The sequence below is a fragment of the Rhizobium sophoriradicis genome (assembly GCF_003939025.1).
GTDB classification, from domain to species: Bacteria; Pseudomonadota; Alphaproteobacteria; order Rhizobiales; family Rhizobiaceae; genus Rhizobium; species Rhizobium sophoriradicis.
This window is the reverse complement of the sequence record NZ_RQIH01000018.1, coordinates 36767-61553: the sequence shown is the minus strand read 5'-3', so window position 1 is coordinate 61553 and position 24787 is coordinate 36767. Positions and strand designations below refer to the sequence as shown.

At 60.0% G+C, this 24787-nt stretch carries 19 protein-coding genes and 4 pseudogenes; 15 read left to right on the top strand and 8 right to left on the bottom strand.

From position 1 onward, the window contains the following. The first annotated feature begins 57 nt into the window (after positions 1–57). The 4 genes and pseudogenes from EFR00_RS26635 (at position 58) to EFR00_RS33170 (ending at position 5262) form a co-directional block, all read left to right on the top strand. Entirely contained in the window at positions 58–2502 is a 2445-nt protein-coding gene (locus EFR00_RS26635) for a beta-glucosidase (protein WP_016737400.1), read from the top strand. Between the two features lie 462 nt (positions 2503–2964). Beyond that, positions 2965–3198, top strand: coding sequence for a hypothetical protein (locus EFR00_RS26630; protein WP_016737406.1), 234 nt, complete (start codon positions 2965–2967; stop codon positions 3196–3198). Positions 3199–3265: 67 nt separating this feature from the next. After that, positions 3266–3833, top strand: a pseudogene (locus tag EFR00_RS26625) (ATP dependent DNA ligase); the annotation flags it as partial. 1192 nt (positions 3834–5025) lie between these two features. Beyond that, positions 5026–5262, top strand: coding sequence for a hypothetical protein (locus EFR00_RS33170; protein WP_158464442.1), 237 nt, complete (start codon positions 5026–5028; stop codon positions 5260–5262). Positions 5263–5339: 77 nt separating this feature from the next. Here EFR00_RS33170 and EFR00_RS26610 read toward each other — a convergent pair whose 3' ends face one another. Further along, positions 5340–6356, bottom strand: coding sequence for a sensor histidine kinase (locus tag EFR00_RS26610; RefSeq protein WP_029532363.1), 1017 nt, complete (start codon positions 6354–6356; stop codon positions 5340–5342). A gap of 203 nt (positions 6357–6559) precedes the next feature. Here EFR00_RS26610 and EFR00_RS26605 point away from each other — a divergent pair. Next, positions 6560–7097, top strand: a pseudogene (locus EFR00_RS26605) (PAS domain-containing protein); the annotation flags it as partial. On the opposite strand, the pseudogene EFR00_RS26600 reads toward EFR00_RS26605, so the two are convergent. The 6 genes and pseudogenes from EFR00_RS26600 to EFR00_RS26560 form a co-directional block, all read right to left on the bottom strand. Next, positions 7075–8035 (bottom strand): annotated as a pseudogene (locus EFR00_RS26600) (ISNCY family transposase); the annotation flags it as partial. The pseudogenes EFR00_RS26605 and EFR00_RS26600 overlap by 23 nt on opposite strands. Positions 8036–8275: 240 nt before the next feature. Beyond that, positions 8276–9262, bottom strand: coding sequence for a hypothetical protein (locus EFR00_RS26590; RefSeq protein WP_064820003.1), 987 nt, complete (start codon positions 9260–9262; stop codon positions 8276–8278). A 101-nt stretch (positions 9263–9363) separates the two neighbouring features. After that, positions 9364–10023 carry a DUF1007 family protein gene (locus tag EFR00_RS26585; protein ID WP_016737409.1) on the bottom strand — a complete coding sequence of 220 codons (660 nt, stop codon included), beginning with the start codon at positions 10021–10023 and terminating at the stop codon, positions 9364–9366. Positions 10024–10754: 731 nt separating this feature from the next. Then, positions 10755–11769, bottom strand: a pseudogene (locus EFR00_RS33330) (nucleotidyl transferase AbiEii/AbiGii toxin family protein). After that, the gene (locus tag EFR00_RS26565; RefSeq protein WP_225884183.1) at positions 11762–12331 is read right to left on the bottom strand and encodes a DUF6088 family protein; all 570 of its coding nucleotides are present in this window, start codon (positions 12329–12331) and stop codon (positions 11762–11764) included. Before EFR00_RS26565 ends, EFR00_RS33330 begins: the two are co-directional and overlap by 8 nt. 145 nt (positions 12332–12476) lie before the next feature. Beyond that, positions 12477–12686, bottom strand: coding sequence for a hypothetical protein (locus EFR00_RS26560; RefSeq protein WP_064820004.1), 210 nt, complete (start codon positions 12684–12686; stop codon positions 12477–12479). 321 nt (positions 12687–13007) lie between these two features. On the opposite strand from EFR00_RS26560, the gene EFR00_RS26555 reads away from it, so the two are divergent. Then, complete coding sequence (locus tag EFR00_RS26555; protein WP_064820005.1) at positions 13008–15617, top strand: hypothetical protein; 2610 nt, start codon at positions 13008–13010, stop codon at positions 15615–15617. Between the two features lie 208 nt (positions 15618–15825). Here the strand turns inward: EFR00_RS26555 and EFR00_RS33635 are convergent, their stop codons facing one another. Further along, on the bottom strand, positions 15826–16116 hold the full coding sequence (locus EFR00_RS33635; protein ID WP_004672580.1) for a hypothetical protein: 291 nt from the start codon (positions 16114–16116) through the stop codon (positions 15826–15828). A 25-nt stretch (positions 16117–16141) separates the two neighbouring features. Here EFR00_RS33635 and EFR00_RS26550 point away from each other — a divergent pair, with 25 nt between their 5' ends. The 9 genes from EFR00_RS26550 (at position 16142) to sctR (ending at position 24772) form a co-directional block, all read left to right on the top strand. Then, positions 16142–18682: a hypothetical protein gene (locus EFR00_RS26550; RefSeq protein ID WP_225884182.1), complete on the top strand. Its 2541-nt coding sequence runs from the start codon at positions 16142–16144 to the stop codon at positions 18680–18682. A gap of 305 nt (positions 18683–18987) precedes the next feature. Next, positions 18988–19245, top strand: coding sequence for a hypothetical protein (locus EFR00_RS26545; protein WP_008534237.1), 258 nt, complete (start codon positions 18988–18990; stop codon positions 19243–19245). A gap of 50 nt (positions 19246–19295) precedes the next feature. Continuing rightward, the gene (locus tag EFR00_RS26540) at positions 19296–19772 is read left to right on the top strand and encodes a hypothetical protein (protein ID WP_064820006.1); all 477 of its coding nucleotides are present in this window, start codon (positions 19296–19298) and stop codon (positions 19770–19772) included. Next, a complete protein-coding gene (gene sctJ / locus EFR00_RS26535) occupies positions 19769–20599 on the top strand; it encodes a type III secretion system inner membrane ring lipoprotein SctJ (RefSeq protein WP_046977177.1) in 831 nt (276 codons plus the stop codon). Before EFR00_RS26540 ends, sctJ begins: the two co-directional genes overlap by 4 nt. A gap of 2 nt (positions 20600–20601) precedes the next feature. Further along, positions 20602–21231 carry a hypothetical protein gene (locus EFR00_RS26530; protein WP_077991531.1) on the top strand — a complete coding sequence of 210 codons (630 nt, stop codon included), beginning with the start codon at positions 20602–20604 and terminating at the stop codon, positions 21229–21231. After that, the gene (sctL, locus tag EFR00_RS26525) at positions 21228–21791 is read left to right on the top strand and encodes a type III secretion system stator protein SctL (protein WP_046977179.1); all 564 of its coding nucleotides are present in this window, start codon (positions 21228–21230) and stop codon (positions 21789–21791) included. Before EFR00_RS26530 ends, sctL begins: the two co-directional genes overlap by 4 nt. Then, positions 21784–23103 carry a FliI/YscN family ATPase gene (locus EFR00_RS26520; protein WP_046977180.1) on the top strand — a complete coding sequence of 440 codons (1320 nt, stop codon included), beginning with the start codon at positions 21784–21786 and terminating at the stop codon, positions 23101–23103. Before sctL ends, EFR00_RS26520 begins: the two co-directional genes overlap by 8 nt. After that, entirely contained in the window at positions 23100–24119 is a 1020-nt protein-coding gene (locus EFR00_RS26515) for a FliM/FliN family flagellar motor switch protein (protein ID WP_046977181.1), read from the top strand. Before EFR00_RS26520 ends, EFR00_RS26515 begins: the two co-directional genes overlap by 4 nt. After that, complete coding sequence (gene sctR / locus EFR00_RS26510; protein WP_046977182.1) at positions 24119–24772, top strand: type III secretion system export apparatus subunit SctR; 654 nt, start codon at positions 24119–24121, stop codon at positions 24770–24772. Before EFR00_RS26515 ends, sctR begins: the two co-directional genes overlap by 1 nt. The last annotated feature ends 15 nt before the right edge of the window (positions 24773–24787 follow it).

Here is a 24787-nt window from a genome sequence, read left to right as displayed (position 1 = left end):
GCATCTCGAGATGCCGATCTGGGACAGGTAAGTATCGAGATTCAAGAAGCAGAGAAGATGATTGATAAGAAAGCATTACTCGATAATATGACCTTGGCGGAGCAGGTCTCGCTACTTTCCGGCGATACGTTCTGGTCTTTACCGCCCATCGACCGCCTAGGGATAGGGAGATTGCGCTTGACCGACGGCCCCAACGGCGCCCGCGGGGCGGGGTCTTTTGTCGGAGGTGTGACTGCAGCGGCTTTCCCGGTGGGCATCGCCATCGGAGCGAGTTGGAACCCGGATCTAGCCAAGGAAATCGGCAGTGCCCTAGGTGACGAGGTTCTTTCAAAAGGTGCCCACGTCTCGTTAGCCCCCACCGTTAACATCCAGCGTAGCGTCACAAACGGCCGCAACTTTGAGTGCTTCTCTGAGGATCCGATCCTGACGGCGGAACTTGCAGTCGGCTATATCGAAGGTCTGCAGTCCACGAAAGTCGGTGCCACGATAAAACATTTCGTCGGCAACGAGTCCGAGATTGAACGTACAACCATCTCTTCAGATATCGATGAACGCACGCTGCGCGAAGTCTACCTGATACCCTTTGAGACGGCGGTGAAGCGGGCAAAGGTCTGGGCCGTGATGTCTTCGTATAACAAGCTAAACGGTACTTACACGGCGGAAAGCCATTGGCTGTTGAACGAGGTTCTGCGCGGTGACTGGGGTTTTAACGGCGTGGTGATGTCGGACTGGTTCGGCTCGCGTTCGACCGCACCCACCGTGAATGCCGGGCTGGATCTGGAGATGCCGGGCCCGACTCGCGATCGCGGCTCCAAGCTACTGGCTGCGGTCGAAGGCGGCGAGGTTAGTGTCGAGACGATCCGCGCCTGTGTGCGCAATATCCTGACTTTGATGGAACGCACCGGCGCTATCAACGATCATCGCGAGTTTAAGGAGTACGCCATTGATCGACCGGAACATAGGGCATTGATCAGGCGCGCGGGAGCGGAAAGCGCAGTTCTGCTACAGAATGACGGGGTCCTGCCATTGGCTCAGCAAGGTATGGTCGCCATCATTGGACCCAATGCTAAGGTCGCGCAGGTGATGGGAGGCGGCTCGGCGCAGTTGAACCCTCACTATGTCATCAGTCCGTGGCAGGGGCTGGTGGACGCGCTGGGTGAGGAGAATCTGTGCTACGCTCAGGGTTGCAACAATTATCGGTTTCAGCCGCTAATCGAAAACCCCACAACCTTCGAGTTTTTCCAAGGAAGGGAGCTAGCTGGCGAACCGGTGAAGGTCGTCGAGGAACCGTCGAGCCTTGGTGTATGGTTGCCCCCCGTGGCCGAGGGCTTTGTCGATCCCCTTCGCTTTTCGGCTAGAATGCGCACCATCTTCACAGCCTCGGAAGCCGGCATCTATCGCGTCGGACTAACCTCGGCCGGGCTTGGCCGGGTCTATGTGGACGGCAGACTTGTGGTGGACGCTTGGGCTTCCTGGATACGTGGTACCACATTCTTTGAAGAAGGCTGCGAAGAGGTCGTGGGTGAAATCACGCTCGAAGCCGGCCGTACATACGAGGTCGTCGCCGAGTACGCCCGGCACGACCACGTCAACCTCTATATCGCTGCAATTCGGGTAGGAATAGGCAGATTTTCGGCCGAAGCGGAGATTGCCGAGGCAGCAGCCGTCGCGGCAAAGGCTGATCATGCGGTAGTCTTCGTGGGCAGAACGGGCGACTGGGATACCGAGGGCTCCGATCTTCGCGGTATTGCACTTCCCGGTCTGCAGAACCAGCTTGTTGAGGCGGTAATTGCGGCCAATCCGAACACGATCGTCGTACTACAAACCGGTGGACCGGTGGAAATGCCCTGGCTTTCCGGTGCTCGTGCAGTACTGCAATGCTGGTATCCCGGACAGGAGGCTGGCAACGCGATCGCCGATGTGCTCCTCGGCAAGGCCGAGCCCTCGGGCCGACTGGCACAGACCTTCCCCGTGCGCTGGGCTGACAACCCCACACATACCGAGGATGACGCGGTCTATCCAGGTAAGGACGGCCATGTGCGATATGACGAAGGTGTGTTCGTCGGTTATCGGCACTACGACCGCCACGGCATTAAGCCGCTGTTCCCGTTCGGTCATGGTCTCGGTTATTCAAGCTTTGCGATGTCGGACCTGACGGTAGGGCTACCGGACGCTGCCGGCGCGGTGACAGTGACACTGGAATTGACCAACATCAGCGAGCGGCCAGGTTCGGCAGTGGTGCAAATCTATGTCGGCGATGTTGAAGCATCTATACCCAGACCGGTTAAAGAGCTGAAAGCCTTCTCGAAAATTGCCCTGGAACCCGGTGAGAAACGAAGGTTGCGTTTCATACTTGACGCCCGAACATTTGCCTTCTTCGACACGACCGAGCGGCGTTGGCGGATAGAGGCGGGGGAATTTGCAGTGATGGCTGGGTTCTCGGCCACCGACATCCGTTTGAGTTTAACTGTCACGCAAAAGGGCGCTGTCTTGGCGCTCTGAATGTGCCGCAAATCAATGACCATATTGGGCAGTGGTTGAGTTCCAACGTATGCAGTTTTGGCGGTGAAGCTGGGTGAGTTGAGTGAGAGAATGCCTCAAAACCGGTACTTGGTTAATGGCCCGGCCAAACACCGCCTGCGCCTCCAAAAACAGGCAATGTTTTCTGAACGATCGTAAGCGCGATTTTCTCCGCACCTTCTGCAATTGAGTGAGCTTTGGCATGAGGTGTCCACCCAAATAGGTGGACACCAAGGGATGGAAGAGGTGACCTGCCACTGAATTTTCATCCGGCGGCGATTAGAGCCTCGGCGGTTTTGAATACGCCAAGTGGCGCGGTGTGACCGTTCTCGACTGTGGCGTCCTTTGAGTGGGGAACGACCGCCGTCAGGATCCCGAAGAGTTGGAGACTGAGGTCTTGTTGTAGATCGCTCCTCCGCTATGTCGATAGCTGGAGGATGTCACATGCCAACGCACGACAAACACTTCCGCATGCTTTCGGAAGCGGTACAGGCTTGGTACCGCTATTACGAGGTCGAACCCGACGACCAGGCGTCGCAAACCTTGTGCTCGGCCGCCATCGAGTTCTTCAACGAAGGCGCGAGATCGTTAGAGGATGTCACGACGCTGCTCATCGGCACCTATGTCGGCAGGTGGGCAACACGTGTAAACGCGCCGACGTCGGCTGCCGTTCACTGACCTGCCCGATTGACTGCATAACCAGGCTTCGCCCTGAGCATTCTTAATCGATCGACAGCTTCCAGCCGACGGCCACGACCTCACTGGAACCGAACTCGCCTCGCGACGCCATCTTCTGGAAGGGCTGGTGCCGGCAGGCGGCGAAGACGCCCTTCGACTGTCCGAGGAGATCGAGACGGACGGAGAGGTTCTCCTGCGCATCGCCTGCGACCACGGGCTTGAGGGGATCATCGCCAAGCGAAGGGACGCCACCTATCGACCCGGTCGGCTGGGTGAAGATCAAATGTGTCCAGAGCGATGGCTTTTTAATCATTGGGCATGAGAAGTCGACGGCGTCATTGCGGGCATTGGGCGGCTGCTGCTCGCCGCGCAGAGGAAAAGAGCTGGTATGTGGGGGGAGTGGGAACCGGCTTCAGCGAATATTCTGCGGGTGAGTTCCGGAAACAGATAGACAAACTGACCATCGGCAAGCCCCCTGTCGATACGGACGGAAGTGAAATGCGGTCTTCGTCGATCCGAAGCTTGTTGCCGAGATCAAATATCGAGCGTGGACGCACGACGGGAAGCTGCGGCACGCGTCATTTAAGGGGCTGCGCGACGCTGCTGATAACGCAGGCGTTTATGAGGTGCAATAATTCGCCGGCGCCGCTACGACCCGTAGCGGCCAATTCACGCCCGCGATGGGCTGAAATCCGTCCCTGGTCGCTGAATGAGGTTGCAGTTTACAATTTCTTCCGGTCCTCCTGCTTAGGTGTGATTATCCGCACGAAGCGATAGAGCCATGGAACCGGCTGGAAACCTGCGACACGACATCGAAGCGGCACTGCAACGTCAAAACTTGACGGGTTGGCAGCGAACGTTTCTTGCCGACATCCACGCTCGCCTTGAGCGTTCTGGCGGAAATGCTCGCCTCTCAACAGTGGCGAAAGACTTTCGAGATTCTAAGGCAGCGCGCTCGGCCCGCCCCATCGCAATCCGCGGTCGTTCCCTTTCCCCGATCTCGCCACCAGCCCAAGAAAATGTTCGTCCCCAGTTTTGGTAGAGCAGGCAGACGGCTGGCCATTGGGCTCCTGATCGTTGCTGCTGTGGCCGTCGCACAGCAGGTATCCGATTTGGGAGGGCAATTTCAGTCAACTCCGGCACAGCGAGGACATCTGTGGCCCAGGAATTCACGGTGACCGACGGAGACACCGTACACGTCGTTGGCGATGCCGCCGGAACACGTTTGGTGGGCTTCAACACGCCGGAGAAGTTCTCGCCCCAATGCTAATATGAGCGCCAACAGGGCGAGCGGGCGTTGGCGCGGCTTCGAGAGCTGGTTGCCGGCGGCAGCACCGAACTGAGAAAAGTCGCGTGCTTTTGTCCGCCGGACACCGAAGGTACGAAGAAATGCAACCATGGCGCCCTTTCGGGATGCTGTTGGTTGACGGGAAGGATGTCGGCAGCATTCTGATCAGCGAAGGCCTTGCAGTACCATTCGTCTGCGGCCGCAAGAGCTGTCCTCCGAGGCCGAGACCATGGTGCAAGGCATAGCCGACGAAATCCGGTGGACCCGTTGGATAGTGAGCGCCTTATGACGACCATCGAAAAAAGCGCGCCCCTGACTCCTTTTTTGAAAGGAACGAAATGGGAACATTCCTGAGGCGCTCTATTCCATCTCGAATACGGAGGATCCGGCATGCCTACGGTGTTGTTCAGACACGACCAAGACATCTCGCTTAATGATGTACTGAAGATTGCAGTAGAACGTTGCAGGCAGTGCTATGAAGTGTTCGCGGAAGATGGTTCGAGGTCTCGTCGGACGCTATGTCGCGGCGAGCGCGGGACGTGTCTGATGCCCTCGATTTCAGTGAAGAACCATATTTCTCGCCGGAGACGACGAGGAAGGTTCTTAAGCTTCGCAATGCGGTGTGGGGTATGTGCTTCGACTATCTCGGTGAATGCGGCCACCTGGGCAAATCAACCGACCTTCTCAGGATGGACCAGGACCTGGAATACGTCGTCGAAAAACTCGTCATCTACCACCTGTCTCCTCAGGAGATCGAAGAGGCTGAGGCCGAGTAGGCGCATGAAGGCCAGTTGTTTCGCTGATCTTGGCATCGGCGACGACACGGAGCCTCGGGGCAGCATTTGACATCTCTTCATACTTCAAGATCCGGACAATTTTGATATTGCAGTTTCTGAAGCGATGCCTCGAGGTCGAGCTTGAAGCCGGTTGCGGCGTAGTCAAACGAGACGTCTCCGAAAGCGGACAGGCTCGTATTGACCAAGCGGGAGCCGAAGCCCTTCTTCTTTGGGGCTTCCACGGCTGGGCCACCGCTCTCTTGCCAATGGAGATTGAAGCGATCGTCGCCGACATTTTTGCGCACGGACCACTCGATCTCGACAGTTCCTGTATCCCCTGATAGAGCCCCGTACTTTGTCGCATTGGTGACAAGCTCATGCAGCACGAGGGCGAAGCCAAGAGCCGCTTGCGGGTTCAGGCTGACTGCCGGACCGCTTGCTTTGATGCGGCTCGGTTCAACGCCGAGATTCACCGCGGTCGCTTCGATGATCGTATCGACGGCTGCGGATAACCAGTTCTTCTGCAGCAAAATATCGTGCGCGTTTGCATATGCCTTGATGCGCGACGAGATCGACTGCTCCGCGGCTTCGATGCTGGCGGCGTTCCGGAATGACTGGTTGGTGATCGCCTGAACGACTGCCAGCGTGTTCTTGATGCGGTGAGAAAGTTCGTGCATCAGGACGCGCTGTCGCTCCTCATTTTCCCGCTGCTCGGTTCGATCCCTGAGGATCTTCACGAAGCCTTCGAGTTCGCCATCATCCGATCTCAACGCCATCATCTGGCCCGACGCCCAGAATAACGAGCCGTCCTTTCGAAGGTGCCAGCGCTCATCATCTCCATGGCCCTGGGTCAGTGCGGCGGTCATTTCCCGTTGAGGAATGCCCGCCGCGCGGTCTTCCTCAGTGAAAATAACGGCCACGGGATGGCCGACGATTTCGGTCTCATCCCATCCGAGAATTCGGCGGGCACCCTCATTCCAGGTGATCACTCGGGAGTCGAGATCCAGGGCGATGATCGCATATTCGATGGCACTCTGAAGGATTGCTTCGAGAAAGCGCTCCCGAGCGCGACTGGAGGTGGAAATGGGGTTCATGATTTTATTCTGCGCCTGATCCTTCCGGTCGCGCAAGCGGAATTGCCTTACCTCATCCCATACAGGCGCAATGACAACGCCATCGAACCGTGACTCCCGGACGGGCTGGTCGGGAAGCCTGCCGCATAGGCCAAGTCGGTCGATCGTCTTTTAGGAAAAAGACGGCGTGCGACGTTATCGGACCTCTTATTGAGCGTGGAAGGATGACGACCCAATTTGACAAAGACTTACCTTCGGTATCGTCAGAAGCAGCCTTGGCCGACCGGAAAGAACTTGCGGCGGTCGCGTTCGAACGAATAGGATGCCGATGGTCGTCAATGACGCGCGCAAGCCGGATCTGCCGATCGGGCTGGCCTACAGATCATTCCTCGAGCTGACCGGTTGCGCCGCCGGAGAGGTGCTGGGCCGGAATTGTCGTTTCCTTTAGGGCCCGGCGACGTCTCCGATCGCCGTCGCCGAACTTCGCGCTGCATCGCCGACGAGCGGGAGGTGAGCGTCGAGATCTTGAATTATAAGAAGAACGGGGAGCAGTTCTGGAACCGCTTGCATTTAAGTCCCATCCATGGGGACGACGGAAGGATGCTTTATTTTTCGGATCGTAAATCGACATGACGGAGTACCGGCGGATAGAGGCGCTGGAAGCGTCCGAGCATCGGCTGCTGACGGATCGGCCACCGGTCGAAGAACGTCCTCGCCATCGCGGACAGCATTGTTCGCCTCACCAACGCCGACGATCCGGCCGGAGGCGGGCAAAGAGGGCGAGATTGTAAGCGACCACCGATGACCAGACATAAGCCTTGAAGTGGTCGAGCCCACGCCAGGTGCAGCGCCCCAAGCCACAAGCGCGTTTCAAACATGAGATGCCGGCCTCGATGCCGGCGCGGAAGTTTCTGAGCTTGCGATAGACCCCGGCTACCGACCATATCTTCGATCTTGAGGCCGCACTTCTTGTGGAAGGCCATGTCGCGGATGCCGCAGGCTTTGGCTCGGCTCAAATTATCGCGGCTGGCATAGCCGGCCCTGATGCGGCGCCTGGCCATAAAAGGCGATGTGGCGTTCCAGCATCGGCAGCAAACGCTTGCTGTCTGCCGGTTGCCGGTTTCGACGACGAGGTCGAGGACCAGTCCGCTTCTGCCGGTGGTCAGATTGAGTTTGTGGCCGTAGTCGACGTCGCGGCTGCCTTCGACGATGATGTCGGCATGCGGCTCGAAGAGGCTCACCAGCTTCTCGCCAGCCGGCACCGGCTCGCCGGCCAGGACCCGCCGTTCGGTCTGGCCGATGATCCGGTCGATCAGCAGCTTATAGTGGCGGGGCTGGGTCTGCCACAGTTCGCCGGCCGGGCCAGCCGTCAGGGGCAACTGTTCACTCGCCTGCTGCAGATAACTCAAGGTCGTGCGCGTGATCTTGAGCAGTTCGCGGTAGTGCTTGATCCGTTTGGGGCGGCCGCGGGTATTCGATCGCTCGAGCCCGCTTCTTTGCCGCGCGGCGGTGGTCGTGCCATGGGATGGCTCTACCCAGTGCCACGGCCTGCTGCAACAGCCGCACCGTCACCCGGACAGCGTCCCATAATAGGCTACGGTCGCTCGGCTCATGGATCAGTGCGGCGGTGACGTGCTGTCGACGCGCACGACCTTGCCACTTTCCAGCTTCTCCTGCCGGGCGCTCGCCAGCAGCACCCTGCCAGAATAATTTTGCCCTGCGAGGAAAAGCAAAATTCGTGCGTGTTTGTGCCTGTGGTTCCCGAGGTTGCGAGTGTCGCGGCATTCAGGATAGAACGAGCGAGTTCCATCTCAGTGTGCTCCAAGCATTGGCGGCGACGAGGAGGCTGCTGCAGCAATGTTATACGCAGAGGACTTTGGTCGTCAAAGCTAAAGGTGACATTCAAAACGACGATCGTTTTCTCAGATGCCACCCGCTTTTCAATTGGATGCTTGGCAGAGGGGAATTGGACGCGGCGGTGGTGCTGGATGATCCTGCTTATATCTTGCGATGATCGGCTCCAGCCGCTCTTTCGGCCAGAACTGCGGAGAGCCGATCTCGCCAAGGCAGGTAGCGTTCCAGTATGATCCAGCGCTTACTGGCGACTTGCCCGATGTCGTTGCCCGGCCGACCGCGGCGATGTCGCGCGCCTCCGGGTAGATATAGAGCGTCGTCGGATTATCCTTGACCATCGACAAGACTTCCGGGGTCTCTTCCGGCGACCAGCTGGTGCATCCGTCGCTTCGCCCGCCCGCATAGGTGACCAACTTCCCGACAGGGACATAGCCTTTCCGATCGGCATATGGGCTCTCCGGCTTTTTCTGCATGCAGATCCCAGAGACGAGCGCCGCAGCATGCCCGCCGATGGCGCGTTGTCTGGCGTTGGCGGTATCGCCGATCCCATCGAATTGAACAAACGAGCGGGTCAAAACCGCCTCTCTGTTAGAAGGCGCCAGATAATAGCCTTTGAACGAGGTCTTGATCTCGCTTGTCAGATACGCGCCGGCGGTCAAGTTTGAGTCCAGCGCGTTGCCAAAATTCTTAGCGCATTCCCGGCCGTTGGAGAAGTTGACCACGCCAGGGAGGTTGAGGCCGCCACCATGCCCTGCCGAGATCACCCGAAACGACTGCTTCGCCTCGCAGATCACGTAGAACCGGCCAACTGTCAGATCGTTGGGTCGTGTCGCATCCATTGCGAAGTAACAGGCGTTCTTGACCGTTCCCTCCGCGACCTTCTCCAGATATAACCTCCGCGCCCGCTCCAGAACCACGCGCGTGATCTGGCCTTTCCCGTCGCCGACGTAGTCTGCTATCCAAGCCGGGAAAGGCGAACTCTTGCCCGCGGCACGTGCGGGAGTTGATCCGGACAGCATTGGTGCCAGGATGACCAACCCCGTTGCTAGCAAAAGGTTGAGCCTGGAACGCATCTGGTGCTCTCCGTGATGTAAACAAAGACCTGAATGACATCGATCATCATGACAGAGGCGACAACGAGGTTCGATAGTTCGCAATTATGCCTCGACACTCCTTAACAGCGCACTTCCAATCGGGTCGCAACAATCTGCGAGTAGTCTGTGCCCACTGGATCGTTGAAGAACATCGTCGTCAGCATCGCCTGATTTTCGGAAAGGATTTCTTTCGAGCCAGGCCTGACGACTTTGTGAGTGCAACCGCTAAAGCCTTCGCCCGAGATTTTCAGATCGGCATCGCTGGCAAAATCGAGAGCAGTATAGAGTGTCGGATCATAAACGCCGAAAACAATCAATCCTTTGAGCGGCGTCTTGGCCATTGGCTTCTGTGCGAAAGACAGGGTGAGGGAGCCGTTCTCATAGGTCCCATGCAGGATGTCCGGCTTCGCAAGCGCGAGTGTTTTCCCATTGATCGTGATGTTCATATAATAGTTGTACTGCGCAAGCGACTCCCGGACTGTTTTGGCGACGGCAGCAACTTCCGCAGGGTCGAGGGCATTGTTGCGGTTCTTGTCGTAGTCGAGCAGCACTGACGACGAAAACACCTCATCGAACTGCCATGTGTCGCGCAGCTCCTGGAGGCTTCCATCGGGCGCCGCGACCGCCTCGAATTTCGCATCAACGAAGATATGGGGATGGGCGAACGTGTTAGTCGGCATCCCGAGGAGGAGAAGTGAAATTGCCATAGTGGCGTGGCGGCGTTTGTTCGCGAGGCTCATGCTACGTGAGTGTCGAGAAGATTGCGACGGATTTAAGTTTCGATCGCCGTGGTTTACCGGAATGCACCTTCCGCTATTTCGCCGCCGAGACGTTGGTCGAGTTCCTCGTGCTGGCCGTTGCGGCAACTTGGCGATTCACGCCGCCACCGCGCGCCTATCGCTGCGGCAGCACAGCCGGCTTCGACGCATCTTCATTCAGACAAGGCGATGGCAAAAATCATCGTCACGCCCGGGCGCGCTGGCCCTGTCGAGATTGCGGCCTTCCTGATGAAAGGCGACATCGATCCGCTGGACGCCAAGAAGTGACCGTCGTCTTGTCGACCCCCCCTGCGGGAATAGAGCCAATCAAGCGTGCGGCGCGCCAGTGGGAGGATGGCACTTGGCGCGAGAACGTGCCGTTGCGGCAAGTGGAACATCCGTGTCGATTCTCGCGTCAGCGATTTTGAGCTTGCTCGGGCTTCCGGCGAGATTGAAATTGGGAATTGGAATGCCTTCACTGCAAACACACCGGATCTTCGTTTTACGTGGCGCAACTTTCCTCAAACGAACCCGCGCCCGTGCGGTATTTGGCCACATCCTCGCCGAGGCCGGAGCCGGAATAACCGGGTCACTCTCATCACATCAAGGGTGCCTGCCACGAGCAAACGCCTAATAATTGGCGCGAAGCCAAACCGCGTCGGTGACAGGGCACTCACAGTAATGGGCAGGTGCGGCTGTGGGCCGGCAATTGCTTATTTTGACGCGTCGCTTTTGTTGGCATGCGCCTGAATTTGCGTGCATCGCTCGATCAGGTGCTCGAACGGCTCGGAATCGCCGAGCAGCAGGCCGTCGTCGACCATGCGCACGTAATCCTCGCCGAGCGCACGCAGACCTTCTCCGGATGGCGTCAGAACCAGATTGCCGTTGACGGCTGCGGCGTAGTCGATGGGCGAGCGGTCGGCCGCCTTTTCCGCAAAAAACATGGATTTGTGTTTCGCCACGGCATTGGCGAGTTGCCGATCCGCGGATGCTTTGTCGGCGAAACCAGCATCGTCCAGCCGGACGACATCATGCCAGTGGCGGGCAAAACGATCGCCGCGAAGGCGCTCCTGCAGGCAGAAGACATGGATGGCGGTCGCTTTCTCCCAGAACGTCCGCTCCGCGTGCATGACGCGGGGACTCGCTTTCGGAAATTCGACACCATCAACCTGGCCCGACGCGTCACAGTCGATATCGCGGATACTGGCCGGCTCGCCGGTCGACGCGCTCCGAATTCGAGCATGACGCTCGGGGCGACATAGCCGGATCCGCTGCTCACCGCTTCATAGTCGAGGTAGAGCGTATCGTCCTCGAGGCGGATTGCCGCCGGAAGAGATTGAACGCGCAACGCGCCATAACCGGCTCCACCGAGCCCGCCACCCAGACCGGAAGCCGCTTTCGCACCTCGCTGGTCCAGTGTTTCTCCTCGCTGCGGGTTTTCGGCAGTGCTTCGTCATTGTCGCCAACAGTCCGGCGCCAGGGCGCGGATATCGTAGGTCAGGTCGACATCCTCGGAGAACCTTTTGATGACACCGTAGGCTTTCGAAAGCGAGGTGCCGCCCTTGAAGACGAGATGCTCACCGAGCTTGGACGAAAAGAGCGTCTGCAGCGTCCAGACGACCCAGACATCCTTTTCGAGGAGATGAATGGGCCGTCCGCTGTGGTCGGCTGCCACAGCCAAGGCTTCGCGCCGGTCATCTTTGACAAGCTCAGGAATAGATCAGCGATGCGCAGCCCTTCCTACGCTTCTTGCAAGCCAGGTCGGAAACTGCGGAGCCGCCGCCACCAGCTCGCCGAACGCCTCCGGCGGCAGCTTTCGCTTGATCCGCGACAGTGCTTCATCGGCCCTCTCCGGCCCAAGCCATGCAAGTGCGCGGACCGCCACGCCAGCAGGTCGATCGGCCAAGGCCAATTGCCAGCGCGGCACGTGCTTGAGCTCGACCGTCTGCTGTCCAAGGGTCATCGTCCGGCTACGGCCGGATGTCAGGTAGACGGAGCGGACCGGGACCTGGGAGGTCAGGCCCAGGGCATTTGCCGCGGCGGCGCCATTCGAGACGATGACCTCACCGCGCTGCTGCGCCACCGCCTCTACGGCCTGTTCGACCGTCGGCGGCCGACTGCCAAAGCGACTTTTGACGGGCCGCATATAGATACCACGGCCCGCCCGGACGAGCTCGCCACGCTCGGCCAGGCGCGACAGAGCCTGATCCAGGGCGGCTCGATTTCCGAGATGCAAAAAACTCTTTGCCGAAAGCGCGGATCCTTCCGGCAGTCGTTCAGCATGTCCCATGATTTGCTATGTCAGCTTTTGCATGGCATTTCTCTTGTCAGAAATATATGCAAGTTTCTGACAGTTTGCAATGAGAGGGGAAGACGGCGAGCCCGGACGGTGCTGACCAATTTTTATCGGTCAGTGACCCGCTGTCTCTTCACAATCACGATTCATCTATCAGGCCGTCAAACACTTCCACCATCGCATCGCTGATGGCCTTGCCTAGCGCGGCTGCAGCGTTTGCAAGCGCCTCGTCGTCCATATCGCGAGCGGCCATCGCAAAAGCAGTTCCCTCGGACGTTATGATTTCCCGCGCCCGCTCAATTGCCCAAAGGCCGAAGTCGCTGCGGCTGCTGATTTCCACGGTTTCCATGTTGTCCCCTGATTTGTTCGAGAGGACGGCTTATACCGATTTGCCGGACAATGCAGTCTGAAAACCGAGCCCGAGGACCGACTTCGATCTGTCTCGTGAGCGCATTCCCTACGGGAGCGTGCTCTATTGCGCCGCACCTTGGCGACTGCGGTGTCACCAGCATTTGTACTGCGGTATAATTTGGAAGCTATGTGGGGGTCAATGGTTCAATTTTGCCGCTCCGATAGCACCCATTTGTCATATCACTGAAAAACTTCTGACCTAACGAGGCTTTCCGGGCCTCCGTTCAGGGTGCGGCCGTCGATCAGGAGTGACGAAATCATGTTGGAACGTGTTGGCAGCGGATCGAAAGAGGTCGAAACCCTGGTCGTGGACCTCGGCCAGAAAGACGTGACTGGCCGTTCTGCATCGACAAAAACCATCGACGCCGGCGAAATACGCAAGATCGCGCCGAGCGGCAACGGGCAGGCACTCGACATCTCCGCTGCGCGGGGCTTCGTCGGATTTACCCAGAGCAAAAGCGGCGCCACCGCGATCCTGGTCGATGCAAAGGTGAGCACGCCCGAAACCGACCCGGGCAACGATCTCAAGATCGACCTGGACGGCTTGAAAAAGGTTGCCGCTTCCGAATTCGGCAGCACCGTGCCCAATAATATCACTCACCTGTTCAACCCGACCATCGAGGCGATGGCCAACCAGTTTTACGGGGGAGACAGCGTCGAGGTCCGCGACAGGTTCAAGGCCGACGTCAAGGCGCTTCTCGGTCCGCTGCTCGACAAGGTTGGCGCGGGAGAAATCGGCATTGGCGATCTCGCCGGCAACCTGGAGCGCCTGACCTCGCGTCTGATCGCTCCCGGCGGCAAGGAAGTCTGGGGTTACCGTCACGCGGTGCAGACCGCGCTGGAAGGGCTCGTCATGAGCGCCAGCCTCGTCTCGAAGATGCCGGCCAATCCGGACTGGGACAAGAATTTCTCGCCGCTGCCTTCCAGCAATCTCGCCAGCTATTCCTTCAACGACGTCATGGCTATGATCATGGTCGGCACTGGGCTGGCCGGCAAGGAGATCGCCGCCAACGGCTCAGGTGACGGACGCTTCTTCGCCGGCAGCGGCGGCGACGCCTGGATCGCCGAGCGTATGTTCGGCACCAAGGACAATGGCTGGAGCAAGACCATCCAAAATCTCGATCTGCCCTATATCGACAGCGACTATCTGACATCGAGCCTCAAGAAGATGGACCTTGTCATGTCGGGCTCGGATGCCATCGAGCCGGTCGTGGAGCGCCCGATCGACGAGAACGACATCCTGGAAAGCAAGCTGCTGCGCGGCTACGCTCCGTCGACCGCCTATGAGCCGACGCTGAAGAAGCTCGACGAACTCAAATACGGCATTCTCGGCGACGCCGTGAAGGACGTGAGCCGGGATTTCGTCGCGCCCGACAACATGGACCACCTCGACCAGCTGACGCCGGAACAGAAGGCGACGCTGCTCTACGATCTCATCGAGATCAAACAGCAGTTCAATGGCTATATGAACCAGTATGGCGACAGCGTGCCCGATGGCGAGCGCGTCGGCAAGGACCTCGATGCGCGGATCGAAAAGCTGACGGCCGATCCGGCGACGCAGCAGCATCTCTCGGATATCTTCGCGAGCGGCATGAAGGAATATCTGCAACGCCCGGCGAATTCCGATCTGCTCACCAACATCGAAGACGCCTATCTGATCGATATCGGCGGCGGCAAGGCGATCGACCGGGCGCTGAGCGCCGGCAAGAGCTTCGAAGATGCCCTGAAGGATTATTATTCCGAACTCAACACGCTCGTCGATCTCCTGCCCCAGGATTATATCGACGCGCATCTCGACGCCGCGAACGTCACCTTCTCGAACGTCATCAAGGAACATTATATCGGCGACGGCCAGGGTGTCGATCTCGAGCCGCTGCTGTCGGGTCCGGATGACACCTTCGTGCCCGGCGCAACGAATGACGCCATCAGCCAGTTGGCAAACACCTTCGCCGAGGATTTCATCAGCAAAAACGGCCCGGCCGATGGCGGCGAGACGCTGAAACAGAACCTGGCACAGGACATAGCACGCGACGTCGACGGCGTTCTGCGGATGATGCGCGGCGGTATGAAGCTCGACGATGCGCTTGCCTCCTTCAAGGATTCGCTCGATCTGCCGCGCCAGACCCGGACACCTGCCGGCATCGATGCCGAAGTGTACAAGGCCGGTCTGATGCACGCCGTGCAGATGCTGACGATGTCGAGCGTGCTGGTGGCGCGCGGCCTCGGTGTCGGCGGCAAGTGGACGCCGGCCGATATCGCCGCTGCGGTCGGCTCGGCGACACAGATCGTCGGCATGACGATGGAAGGTCTCGGCAAGAACCTCGACGTTGCCGGCAAACCGTTCAGCGCCTTCGGCAATCAGCCTGGCAGCTGGGGCAAGGGGATCTCGATGAACTTCTCGCCGAAGACGATGGAAGCGGCAGGCAAGATCCTCGGCGCGGCCGGCGGCCTCGCCATGGCCGGCCTCGGCTTCTATTCGGCGTCGCGGTCGATGAAGGCCGGCGACCGCGCCAAGGGCGCGCTCGAAATAATCGGCGGCATTGCCGGTACCGGCAACGCGCTCATCGGTTTCTCCGAGGCGATGCTTTATCTGACCAATGCCATGTCCCGTGCCTTTTCCGGACTCGGAACGGTGGCGCCGGAAGTCGTGACCATCTTCAGCAGCGCCGCCAAAACCGGCCTTGCCGCGGCCGGACTGGTCACCGGCCTCGTTGCCTCGGCCGTCGGGCTAGCGCTTGGCCTGTGGGATATGGCCAATGGCGTGAAGAAGCTCGACAAAATGGAAAAGCAGCTGAACGAGAAGCTTGAACGCTACACCGGCGAGTCCGTGCATCTCGAATTTGGGCCAGACCCGTCATTCATCTGGTAGAGGCAGAGGGGCGGCAACGATGACCGCCACAGCCTGGGAAATACCCTGCGACCCCTCGGTAAAAATGTGATTTTTGATCTCCAGGCGCGAGGCCGCTGCATTTTATGCAACCGCGATGTCGCGATCGGGCTTGAATTATCACGCAAAGGTCGATCTTATGCCTAACGTAAGGTAAACGACGTCATCCGCGAAAAGCGGAAAAAGAAAATCAAAGGGAACGCATGTCATCGATCGCACCAGCATCTTCGGATATCGATACGGTTTCATTTCTCCGGCTAAACGCCAATTCCGATCCAAAGTCCGAAAATTCCACGAGCCAGGGCAAAACCACGAGCACCACGGTCAAGAAGGCATCGCCTTTTGCCTCTGACGGGACCACGACGGCAGCCCTGACGATTTTCTCCTCTATATCGGCGCAGACGAGCAGTCCGAAGTTCGTTTCGCTGGCCGCCACGTCGAATGGCACGTCCCGCCCTACCGCGCCGATCCAGCCGGTCATCGATCTCCTGTTCAATTCCGATTTCATGAGCGAGATCAATCAGGGCTTCATGGAAGGGCTGAAGGACAAGGACAAATCCTTCGAGAGCATCGACGTCGTCAAAAACCCTCACAATTACACTGCCGAGCAGAAACTGATCATGTATCTCGATCTGCTTCAGACCAAGGCGACCTTCGGCCAATACAAGGACAGCCTCGGCGACAACCAGCGCGGCATCTACAACGACCAGGAGATCCTGAAGGATCTCGACAAGTCGATCGCCATCCTGGGCTCGGACCCCGACGTCAACTCGCTGATGACGGAGAAGGCGCTGAAGGCCTTCAAGCTGATCTTCTCCGGTTATCGCGTGGCGCCGCCCGATACGAACAAGGACGCTTCCGAGATCATCAACGACACGATAACGCGTGACGAGAAGATGAAGGACCTGCGTACGAAGGTCGAGGATGCCTTTGAGCGCGACATCGTCAATGGCGGCCTGCTGAATGACGGTCTCAAATCCGGCAAGGACGTCACCACCATTCTCAAGGAATATAATGCCGCCCTCGGCTTCTATTCCATGGTGCTTCCCGACGATTTCGTAAAGCAGCGCTCGGCGATTGCCGACAAGACCTATGCCGAATTCTTCGACAAGAACGTGCTGCCGACGATCTCCGATCCGACGACGGCGCTCGATGGCCTGATCCGCATGGGACTGGCCGGCAACAAGACCGAGCGGGAACTGAAGGGGCTCGGCTCCATCCTGCCGGTTATGGATTTCGACCAGTCGCTCGGGCTCGGCGGCAGCCTGTTCCCCGATCTCAAGATCGACCTCGACGGTTTGAAAAAGGTTGCCGCTTCCGAATTCGGCAGCACCGTGCCCAACAATATCACCCACCTGTTCAACCCGACCATCCAGGCGATGGCCAACCAGTTTTACGGGTCAGACAGCCCCGAGGTGCGCGATCAGTTCAAGGCCGACGTCAAGGCGCTTCTCGGTCCGCTGCTCGACAAGGTAGGCGCCGGAGAAATCGGCATCGGCGATCTCGCCGGCAATCTGGAGCGCCTGACGTCGCGCCTGAGCGCACCCGGCGGCAAGGAGGTCTTGGGCTACCGCCATGCGGTGCAGACCGCGCTGGAAGGGCTCGTCATGGGCGCCAGCCTGGTCTCGAAGTTGCCGGCCAATGCCGAGTGGGACAAGAGCGTCTCGCCGCTGCCCTCCAGCAATCTCGCCAGCTATTCGTTCAACGACGTCATGGCGGCGATCATGATCGGCACCGGGCTGGCCGGCAAGGGCATTGCCGCCAACGGCTCAGACGGCGGGCGCTTCTTCGCCGGCAGCGGGGGCGACGCCTGGATCGCCGAGCGCATGTTCGCCACCAAGGACAATGGCTGGAGCAAGACCATCCAAAGTCTCGATCTGCCCTATATCGACAGCGAATATCTGACATCGAGCCTCAAGGACATGGGACTTTCCATGTCAGGCCTGATGAAGACGCTGATGCCCGGCACGGATGTGATCGATCCAATCATCGTCGACGGCAAGACCGCCGAAGAGGCGATCAAGAAGATCATCGCCCCGAGCCTCGACGCGCTGGCGGAAACCCTGTTCAAGGGCAATGCCGATGCCATGGCGCAATACAAGACCAATTTCACGACGATCTTCACCGCGCTTTGGGCGACGATGCGACCGGGCGGCAGCGTCGAAACGATCAAGGCCGACCTTGCCAAGCTGATCGACAAGACCGCGACGGCGGCGCCGGCAGGGGTCGATCCTGTCAAATACAAGGCGGCGCTCTCTTCCGGCGTGATGTCGGTGCTCACCGCATCCCGCTCCATCTATGCCGGCCTCAACATGACCAGCCCGACCTGGGACAGCATCGGCATCGTGGTTCTGCACGCCCTTGGCGCTCTCGCGCACATGGGCAGTGCGCTCGGCTCGGCGATCAAAGCCTCGAATTTTTCGCTGCTGGATGGGATCAGTTCACTCGTCGGCGTTTCCGACGAGCTGGCGCGGGCGCAGCGCAGCGTGCTCTCCGCCTTTTTCAAGAATACCGGGACGACGGTTGGCGCCGTTGCCGGCGTCGCTTGGCTGCCGGTGGAATATTACCAGTTCCTGCAGGGGCTCACCAGTGGCAAGGGCGATCCGGTCGATCTCATCTTCATGGGTATCGGAACCGCGGCGGACACGGTCGGCGCGATCGAGGGCATCGCAGGCGTTGCCAATATGCTGGTGAATTCCACCTTCCTCGGGCGCACGGGCGCAACGGTAGCGCTCGTCTCCGGCGGCTTCTCGCTCGCCTTCGCAGTCGCCTGCGCGGTGTCCTGGGCGGCCTGGGCGGGCTTTGCCATCTACCAGAGCATCAAGCAGGAAAAAGCCTTCCACAAGCAGACCGACATGATGAACGACATGCTTAAGCGCACTGTCAACGACACGGTCGGCATCTACGCCAAGACCGGCCCGATCGTCGGCGCCAAGGGCGGCGTCGCCCCCGCGCCCCGCGACCCGGAACAGCGCGAGCTGACCCCTGAGAACTGGGACGCGATCATCGCCGATATCGAGAAGCGCCGCGGTACGGCGGTGGGCTGATCCGGGACGCTTTCGCAACACCAAATATCTGGGTACTCACAGGCCCGGTTGGCGTAGAGGCAGTCTGGCCTGTGAACATTTGATAGCAATAAATTTAAGTATGAATTTCATGCGCAATCTGGATATCTGCTGCGCTTTACGGATAAAAAACGTTCAATTTTAATATAAAGGTCGATAAAGTTGTCAATGCCGATTGCAAGTTCCGAAAATTAACCATCGGTTAAGTTTAAACAATTGACCGGCCGTTTTTTTATCCATATCAAATCATGCATTCATTTTGATAACTCCTTGATGGAAGTGCTCATATGGCCGTAGATTCAGTGAACTCCGACCTCAACCTGGCGCTCGCAAACCCTGTCTCGGTGGAGCTGACGACCGATAAGACGGGTTCCAAGGACACCACCGGCAGCACGACGAAAAAGGTCGATCCGAACAGCGAGAGCGAGATACTCTCCGCTGCCGTGGACGCGTTTCTGCCAGGCATGATTTCCAACACCCTGATGCTGAACAATTCGCTTTTCAATTTCGCCAAGGAGGCGATCGACGAAGGCAGCGACGAGTAGCGTTCCCGTTCATCGTTTGCAGTTGACGTGTACCGAGTTGAGGAATTGCAATGAGTGGAGAAGAACTTTCCGGCCGCGCCTTCACGCCGCCCGTCGACGGCGTATCGACAGGCAATGTGCTGAAGACCTCGGAGATCGTGGCGGAGCGGATCGGACTGCAACCGGCGGATTTCGCCGGCCTTCGGCCAACCGAACTCACCTCTATTCCCAACACCCAGGGCCGCAAGATCGCGCCTGAGTCCGACGCCGTCCCGCCCTCCTATTCACCGGAAGGCAATACCAGGCCCTCCAGCATTCTCGAACGGCTGTCGGCATTCTTCATGCCCGTGGCCGGGAGCGGCCAGCCGGAGACGCCGCTGGTGCGATTTGCCGCGGACAAGGATCACAGCGGCCCGAAGATCGAAGACATCACGACATCGATCGACCGGCTGGAGAAATCACAGCAATTCGCAACCGGCACGACGCTGCTGTCGTCACTCACCCAGTCGGTGATGTCGTCGTCCAAACGGCTGACGCAGGGCCAGTGAATATCATGATCTCATCGGCCCTTGCGAGATCATCGATCTCTTCGCCCGCGCGCAAAGTCCTTCCGAAGGCCGCCATGCTCGCCCTCTGCCTGTTCCTCGCCGCCTGCAGCCAGGACGTGCTGACGGGACTCGATCAGCGCGATGCGCTGGATGCTCAGGTCCTGCTGGAACGCGCCGGCATCTCCGTCACCATGAAGAGCGAAAAGGGCGGGACCTATGCGATCATCGCTGAATCAGCCGATCATGCCCGGGCGATCGAGTTGCTGGCGGGCGCCGGTCTGCCGCGTCAGTCGTTCGGAAATGTCGCCGAACTCTTTCCCGGCAACGGCTTCCTTGTGACGCCTTACGAACAGAAAGCCCGGATGAGCTACGCCATCGAGCAGCAGCTTGCCGAAACGCTTTCCGGGCTTGACGGCGTGGCGACGGCGCGCGTCCATGTGGTGCTGCCGGAGGAGAACGGCCGCGGGCTCATCAAGGAGAAGGCGAGGGCGGCGGCCGTGCTGCAATATCGCCCCGGCGCCAATCTCAACGAGATCGACATGAAAAGCCGATCCGTTCTGGTCAACAGCATCCGTGATCTCTCTTACGAAGATGTCTCGGTGGTGGTCAGCCCCTGGTCGGAGGTCGGCGCGCCGGCGGCTCCTGCCACAGCCGCAGCGCCCGCCCCAGCAGCACCAGTGACGCCGGCACCCGCTGCGGCGCCATTCTCGATGGTGCAAAGCGCTCTCTCGGCTTTCAAAGGCCCCAATCTGGCCGTGATCGGCGCCATCATCCTCGCCATCGGGGCATGCCTGCTGCTGCTGTTGCCGCAGCGGAAGGAGCGCTGAGCATGCGCACGCCGCGTTCGGACGGCGAGGCGATCTCGTATGCCGCGAGGATCCGCAGGGCAGCGCTGCTTTCCGCGGATATGCTGCCGGCCGCCCGATGGGATGGGACCGCGCCGCTCCTTGCCGATGGGTCTACCCTGTCACCGCGGCTGTATCGGCGGCTTTTCACTGAGATCGCGGAAGCCCATGGCGACCCCGCCACATTTGCCGACGGCGCCCGCCGCCTGATTTCCATGGACGCGGGCGGACGCGCAACGGCCGCGCTCCGGGCGGGCCTCGCCTATCATCTCGCAGCCTTCTGCCCCGCGGTCGATCGCCCGACCCTTGCGAGGCTCAAGGCCGTCTACGGCGAGGAAGCGGTCGCATTCGCCCTCGGCCACATCAATCTTTCCACGGCAACGCCGCCGCTTGATCTGTTGAGCGAGCAGGCAAGGCATGTCGTCGAGGCCGATGGCTGGTCGATGCTGGCGCTTCTGGCAGACGAATACCGGATCTCTGCGGCATGGCGGTGGGCGGGCTGGCGCGACATGGCCGAAAACGGCTCGGCTTCCCTCTTGAAGAGCCCGGCGCTCGTTCTGGCGACGGCCGCTGTCGACGAGGTCGCCTCCATACAGGAAGGCGCCGGACGATGAGCTCGGGATTTGCGCGCCACGACCGCATCATTCCGGCGGAGAGTTTCGGCCAGATCAGAGAGGCGGCGCAAATTCTGGAGGCTGCCCGCCACGACGCCGCCCAATCGCAGGCGACACTTGCCGCCGCCAGCGAGCAGGCCGCCCAAAACGGCTATCGCGACGGGTTCGAACAGGGCGTTCGCGATGCCGCCGCACGGCTTGCCGCCTCGCTCGGAAAAGCCGAACAGGAAATTGCCAATCTCGACAGCTGGGTCGAGGCGGTGGTTCTGAAATCGGTCGGATTGATCCTCGGATCGATGGAGGCCGACGAGCGCACGAGGCGATTGGTCCGCCACGCCATATCCCAGACCGCTGAGGCCCAGGAGATCGCCCTGCATGTCGCCCCCGACGATGCCGCCATGATCGCCCGGGCAATTGCGGATATCGATCACCGCATCACTATCGAGACGGATCCGCTGATGTCTGCCGGCGAGATTATTCTGGAGACGTCGGCGGGACGCAGCCAGATCGGCTTGAAAGACCAGCTCGCCACCGTGATCGAGGCCCTCGTCCATGGTTGACGCGTTGCTTCGGATGGAGCGGAGACTCGAACAAACGGACGTGCGGCGGCAGAGCGGGCGCGTAAAGAGTGTTTCGGGCCTGCTGGTGCGGGCGCTCATCCCCTCGGTCAGGATCGGCGAGCTTTGTGAACTGCATGAGCCGGGCCGAGGTCGCATCGGCCTTGCCGATGTCGTCGGCATCGACGGCGAGACGGCGCTTCTCTCGCTTCACGGCGAAACCCGCGGCATCTCCCTGCGCACGGAAATCGTCCCGACCGGCCGGGAACCGGCCGTCTCCGTCGGCAATTTCCTGCTCGGCGCGATCGTCGACGCACACGGCAATATCCTGCGTCCCTCCGCCAACCCCGCCGGCGAGGACGCGCGTTTCCTGCAGCCGCTCTACGGCCAGCCGGTCGATCCTCTGTCGCGGCGCCCCATCCGCCAGCCGTTTACCTCGGGGATTGCCGCCCTGGACGGATTGCTGACCTGCGGCCAGGGCCAGCGCATCGGTATTTTCGGCGCGCCTGGCGCCGGCAAGTCGACGCTGGTGTCCCAGATCGTCGCCAACAACAAGGCCGATGTGATCGTCTGCGCCCTGGTCGGCGAACGCGGACGCGAGGTCGGCGAATTCGTTGCCGGCAACATGCCGGAAGGCGTCCCCTCGAATGTGGCGTTGGTTGTCGCCACATCCGATCGCCCGGCGCTGGAGCGGTTCAAGGCGGTGATGACGGCAACGGCGATCGCCGAATATTTTCGCGAGCAGGGAAAACATGTGCTGCTCGTCATCGATAGCGTCACCCGCATGGCCCGCGCCTTGCGCGAAGTGGGGCTTGCTGCCGGCGAACCGCCGGTGCGACGCGGCTTTCCGCCTTCCGTATTCGCCGTCTTGCCACAGATCTTCGAGCGCGCCGGCAACAGCGCAAACGGCACGATGACAGCTTTCTATACGGTCCTCGTCGAAGGCGAAGAGCAGGACGATCCGATTGCCGAAGAAACCAGATCGCTGCTGGACGGCCATATCGTGCTCTCCGACAAGATTGCCAGGGCGGGCAATTTTCCGGCGATCGATGTGCTGGCCAGCCGAAGCCGGACGATGAGCGCGGTGGTGAGCGAGAGCCATCGCCAGGCCGCCGACAGGCTGCGCGCCCTGCTGGCCCTCTATGACGAGGTGGAACTGCTGATTCGCGTCGGCGAATATCGCCAGGGGCGCGATGCCGCCGTCGACGAGGCCGTCGCCAAACACGGGCTCATCCAGCGCTTCCTGTTTGACGGCCAGGGCAAGCCGCAGCCGTTCGGCGTGATCGTCGAAGCGATCGAGGAGCTTGTCCGATGAATATCGCAGCGACCGCATGGCCCCGGTCATCGATGGCCGAGAGCTTCTTTTCCCGTTCCGACACGATGATGCGCGCCGCCTGGCAAATTCCGGTCCGGGAGCAGACGCTTTCCGTTCGCCCACTGTCCCCCGATATCGCAGCCGCGCGGATCGTCGATCCGGTCGGTCTTCTCTGCCGCATCGGCGAACGGGAGCAGATGCTGATTGCGTCGGCCGGCGCATTGCGGTTGCTGGCCGAAAGGCTTGAACCGCTGCTCCTCTGGGAAAAACTGTCGCCGCATGAACAGGCGGCGGTGGTCGAACATCAGTTCGTCGAGGCCTTCGAGGCAATCGAGAACAAGATCGGCATCAGCCTGTCGCTGCTGCAGATCGGCGTGGAGCCGCAGCCGGATGCCAGCGGCAATTTCGGCTTCGAAATCGGCTGGAACGGCATGAGCCTGCCCTTGAGCGGCCGCTTCGACGAGGCTTTTCTGAACGGGCTGGTCGGCTGGGCGAGCCGCCTGCCGCGCCGCACGCTCGATGCCCTGACGACGACCGTCGGCATCCGGCGCGGTTATGCCGTGCTGTCGGTCGGTGAGATCAAATCCCTGCGATTGGGGGACGGCATCGTCATCGATGGGGCGGCGCCGGAGACCGTGATCGCGATCACGGGTGAACGTTACCTTGCAACCTGCATGCGATCGGACAAAGGCGCGGTCCTCACCCAGCCGCTTCTGTCGACGCCAACCGGACCAATGAGGCATTTCATGACGAATGAAACCGTCGATCAGGAATTGCAGGGCGAGCCGCGTCCGTCGCCTGTCGACAGCATCCCGATCAAGCTGGTCTTCGATGCAGGACGGCTGGAGCTTCCGCTTCGCACACTCGAGACGATCGGCGAAGGTTATGTCTTCAATCTCGACAGGCCGCTGACGGATGCCGTCGATATCATCGCCCAGGGCCGTGTCATCGGGCGGGGGGAAATTATCTCCGTGGATGGATTGAGCGCCGTTCGCGTGACAATGCTGCACGACTGATGGAACAGACCTTTCCTCTTGCCCAGAGCCTCGTGGCGATGGCGGCGATCTCGATGCTGCCGGTCATTGCCGTGATAGCAACCTCCTTTACCAAGATTTCGGTCGTTCTCCTGATCGTGCGCAATGCGATCGGCATCCAGCAGACACCGCCGAATCTCCTGGTCTTTGCGATCGCCATCGTGCTCTCGGCCTTCGTGATGAACCCGGTGCTGCAGAACAGCTGGCAATTGCTGCTCGCCCATAGCGGCGATTTCGCCACGGTCAGTGGTATGGCGGACGGCATGGTCAAGGTGGCGGCACCGCTGAAGGATTTCATGCTGAAATTTTCCGATGCCGAGGTCCGCGACTTTTTCGTCCAGGCATCGCAGAAAATCTGGGCAAACGCACCGGTTAGCCCGATCGCCTCCGACGACATCACCGTTCTGACGCCGAGCTTCCTCGTTTCGGAACTGACGCGGGCATTCGAAATCGGATTTCTGATCTATCTGCCCTTCCTGATGATCGACTTCGCCGTCTCCGCCATTCTCGTGGCGCTCGGCATGCAGATGATGTCGCCGACGGTGGTTTCAACGCCGCTGAAGCTGCTGCTCTTCGTCTCGATCGACGGCTGGCGGCGACTGCTGGAAGGTCTGGTGCTATCCTATGCGCAGTGAGCAGCCTGCCATGAC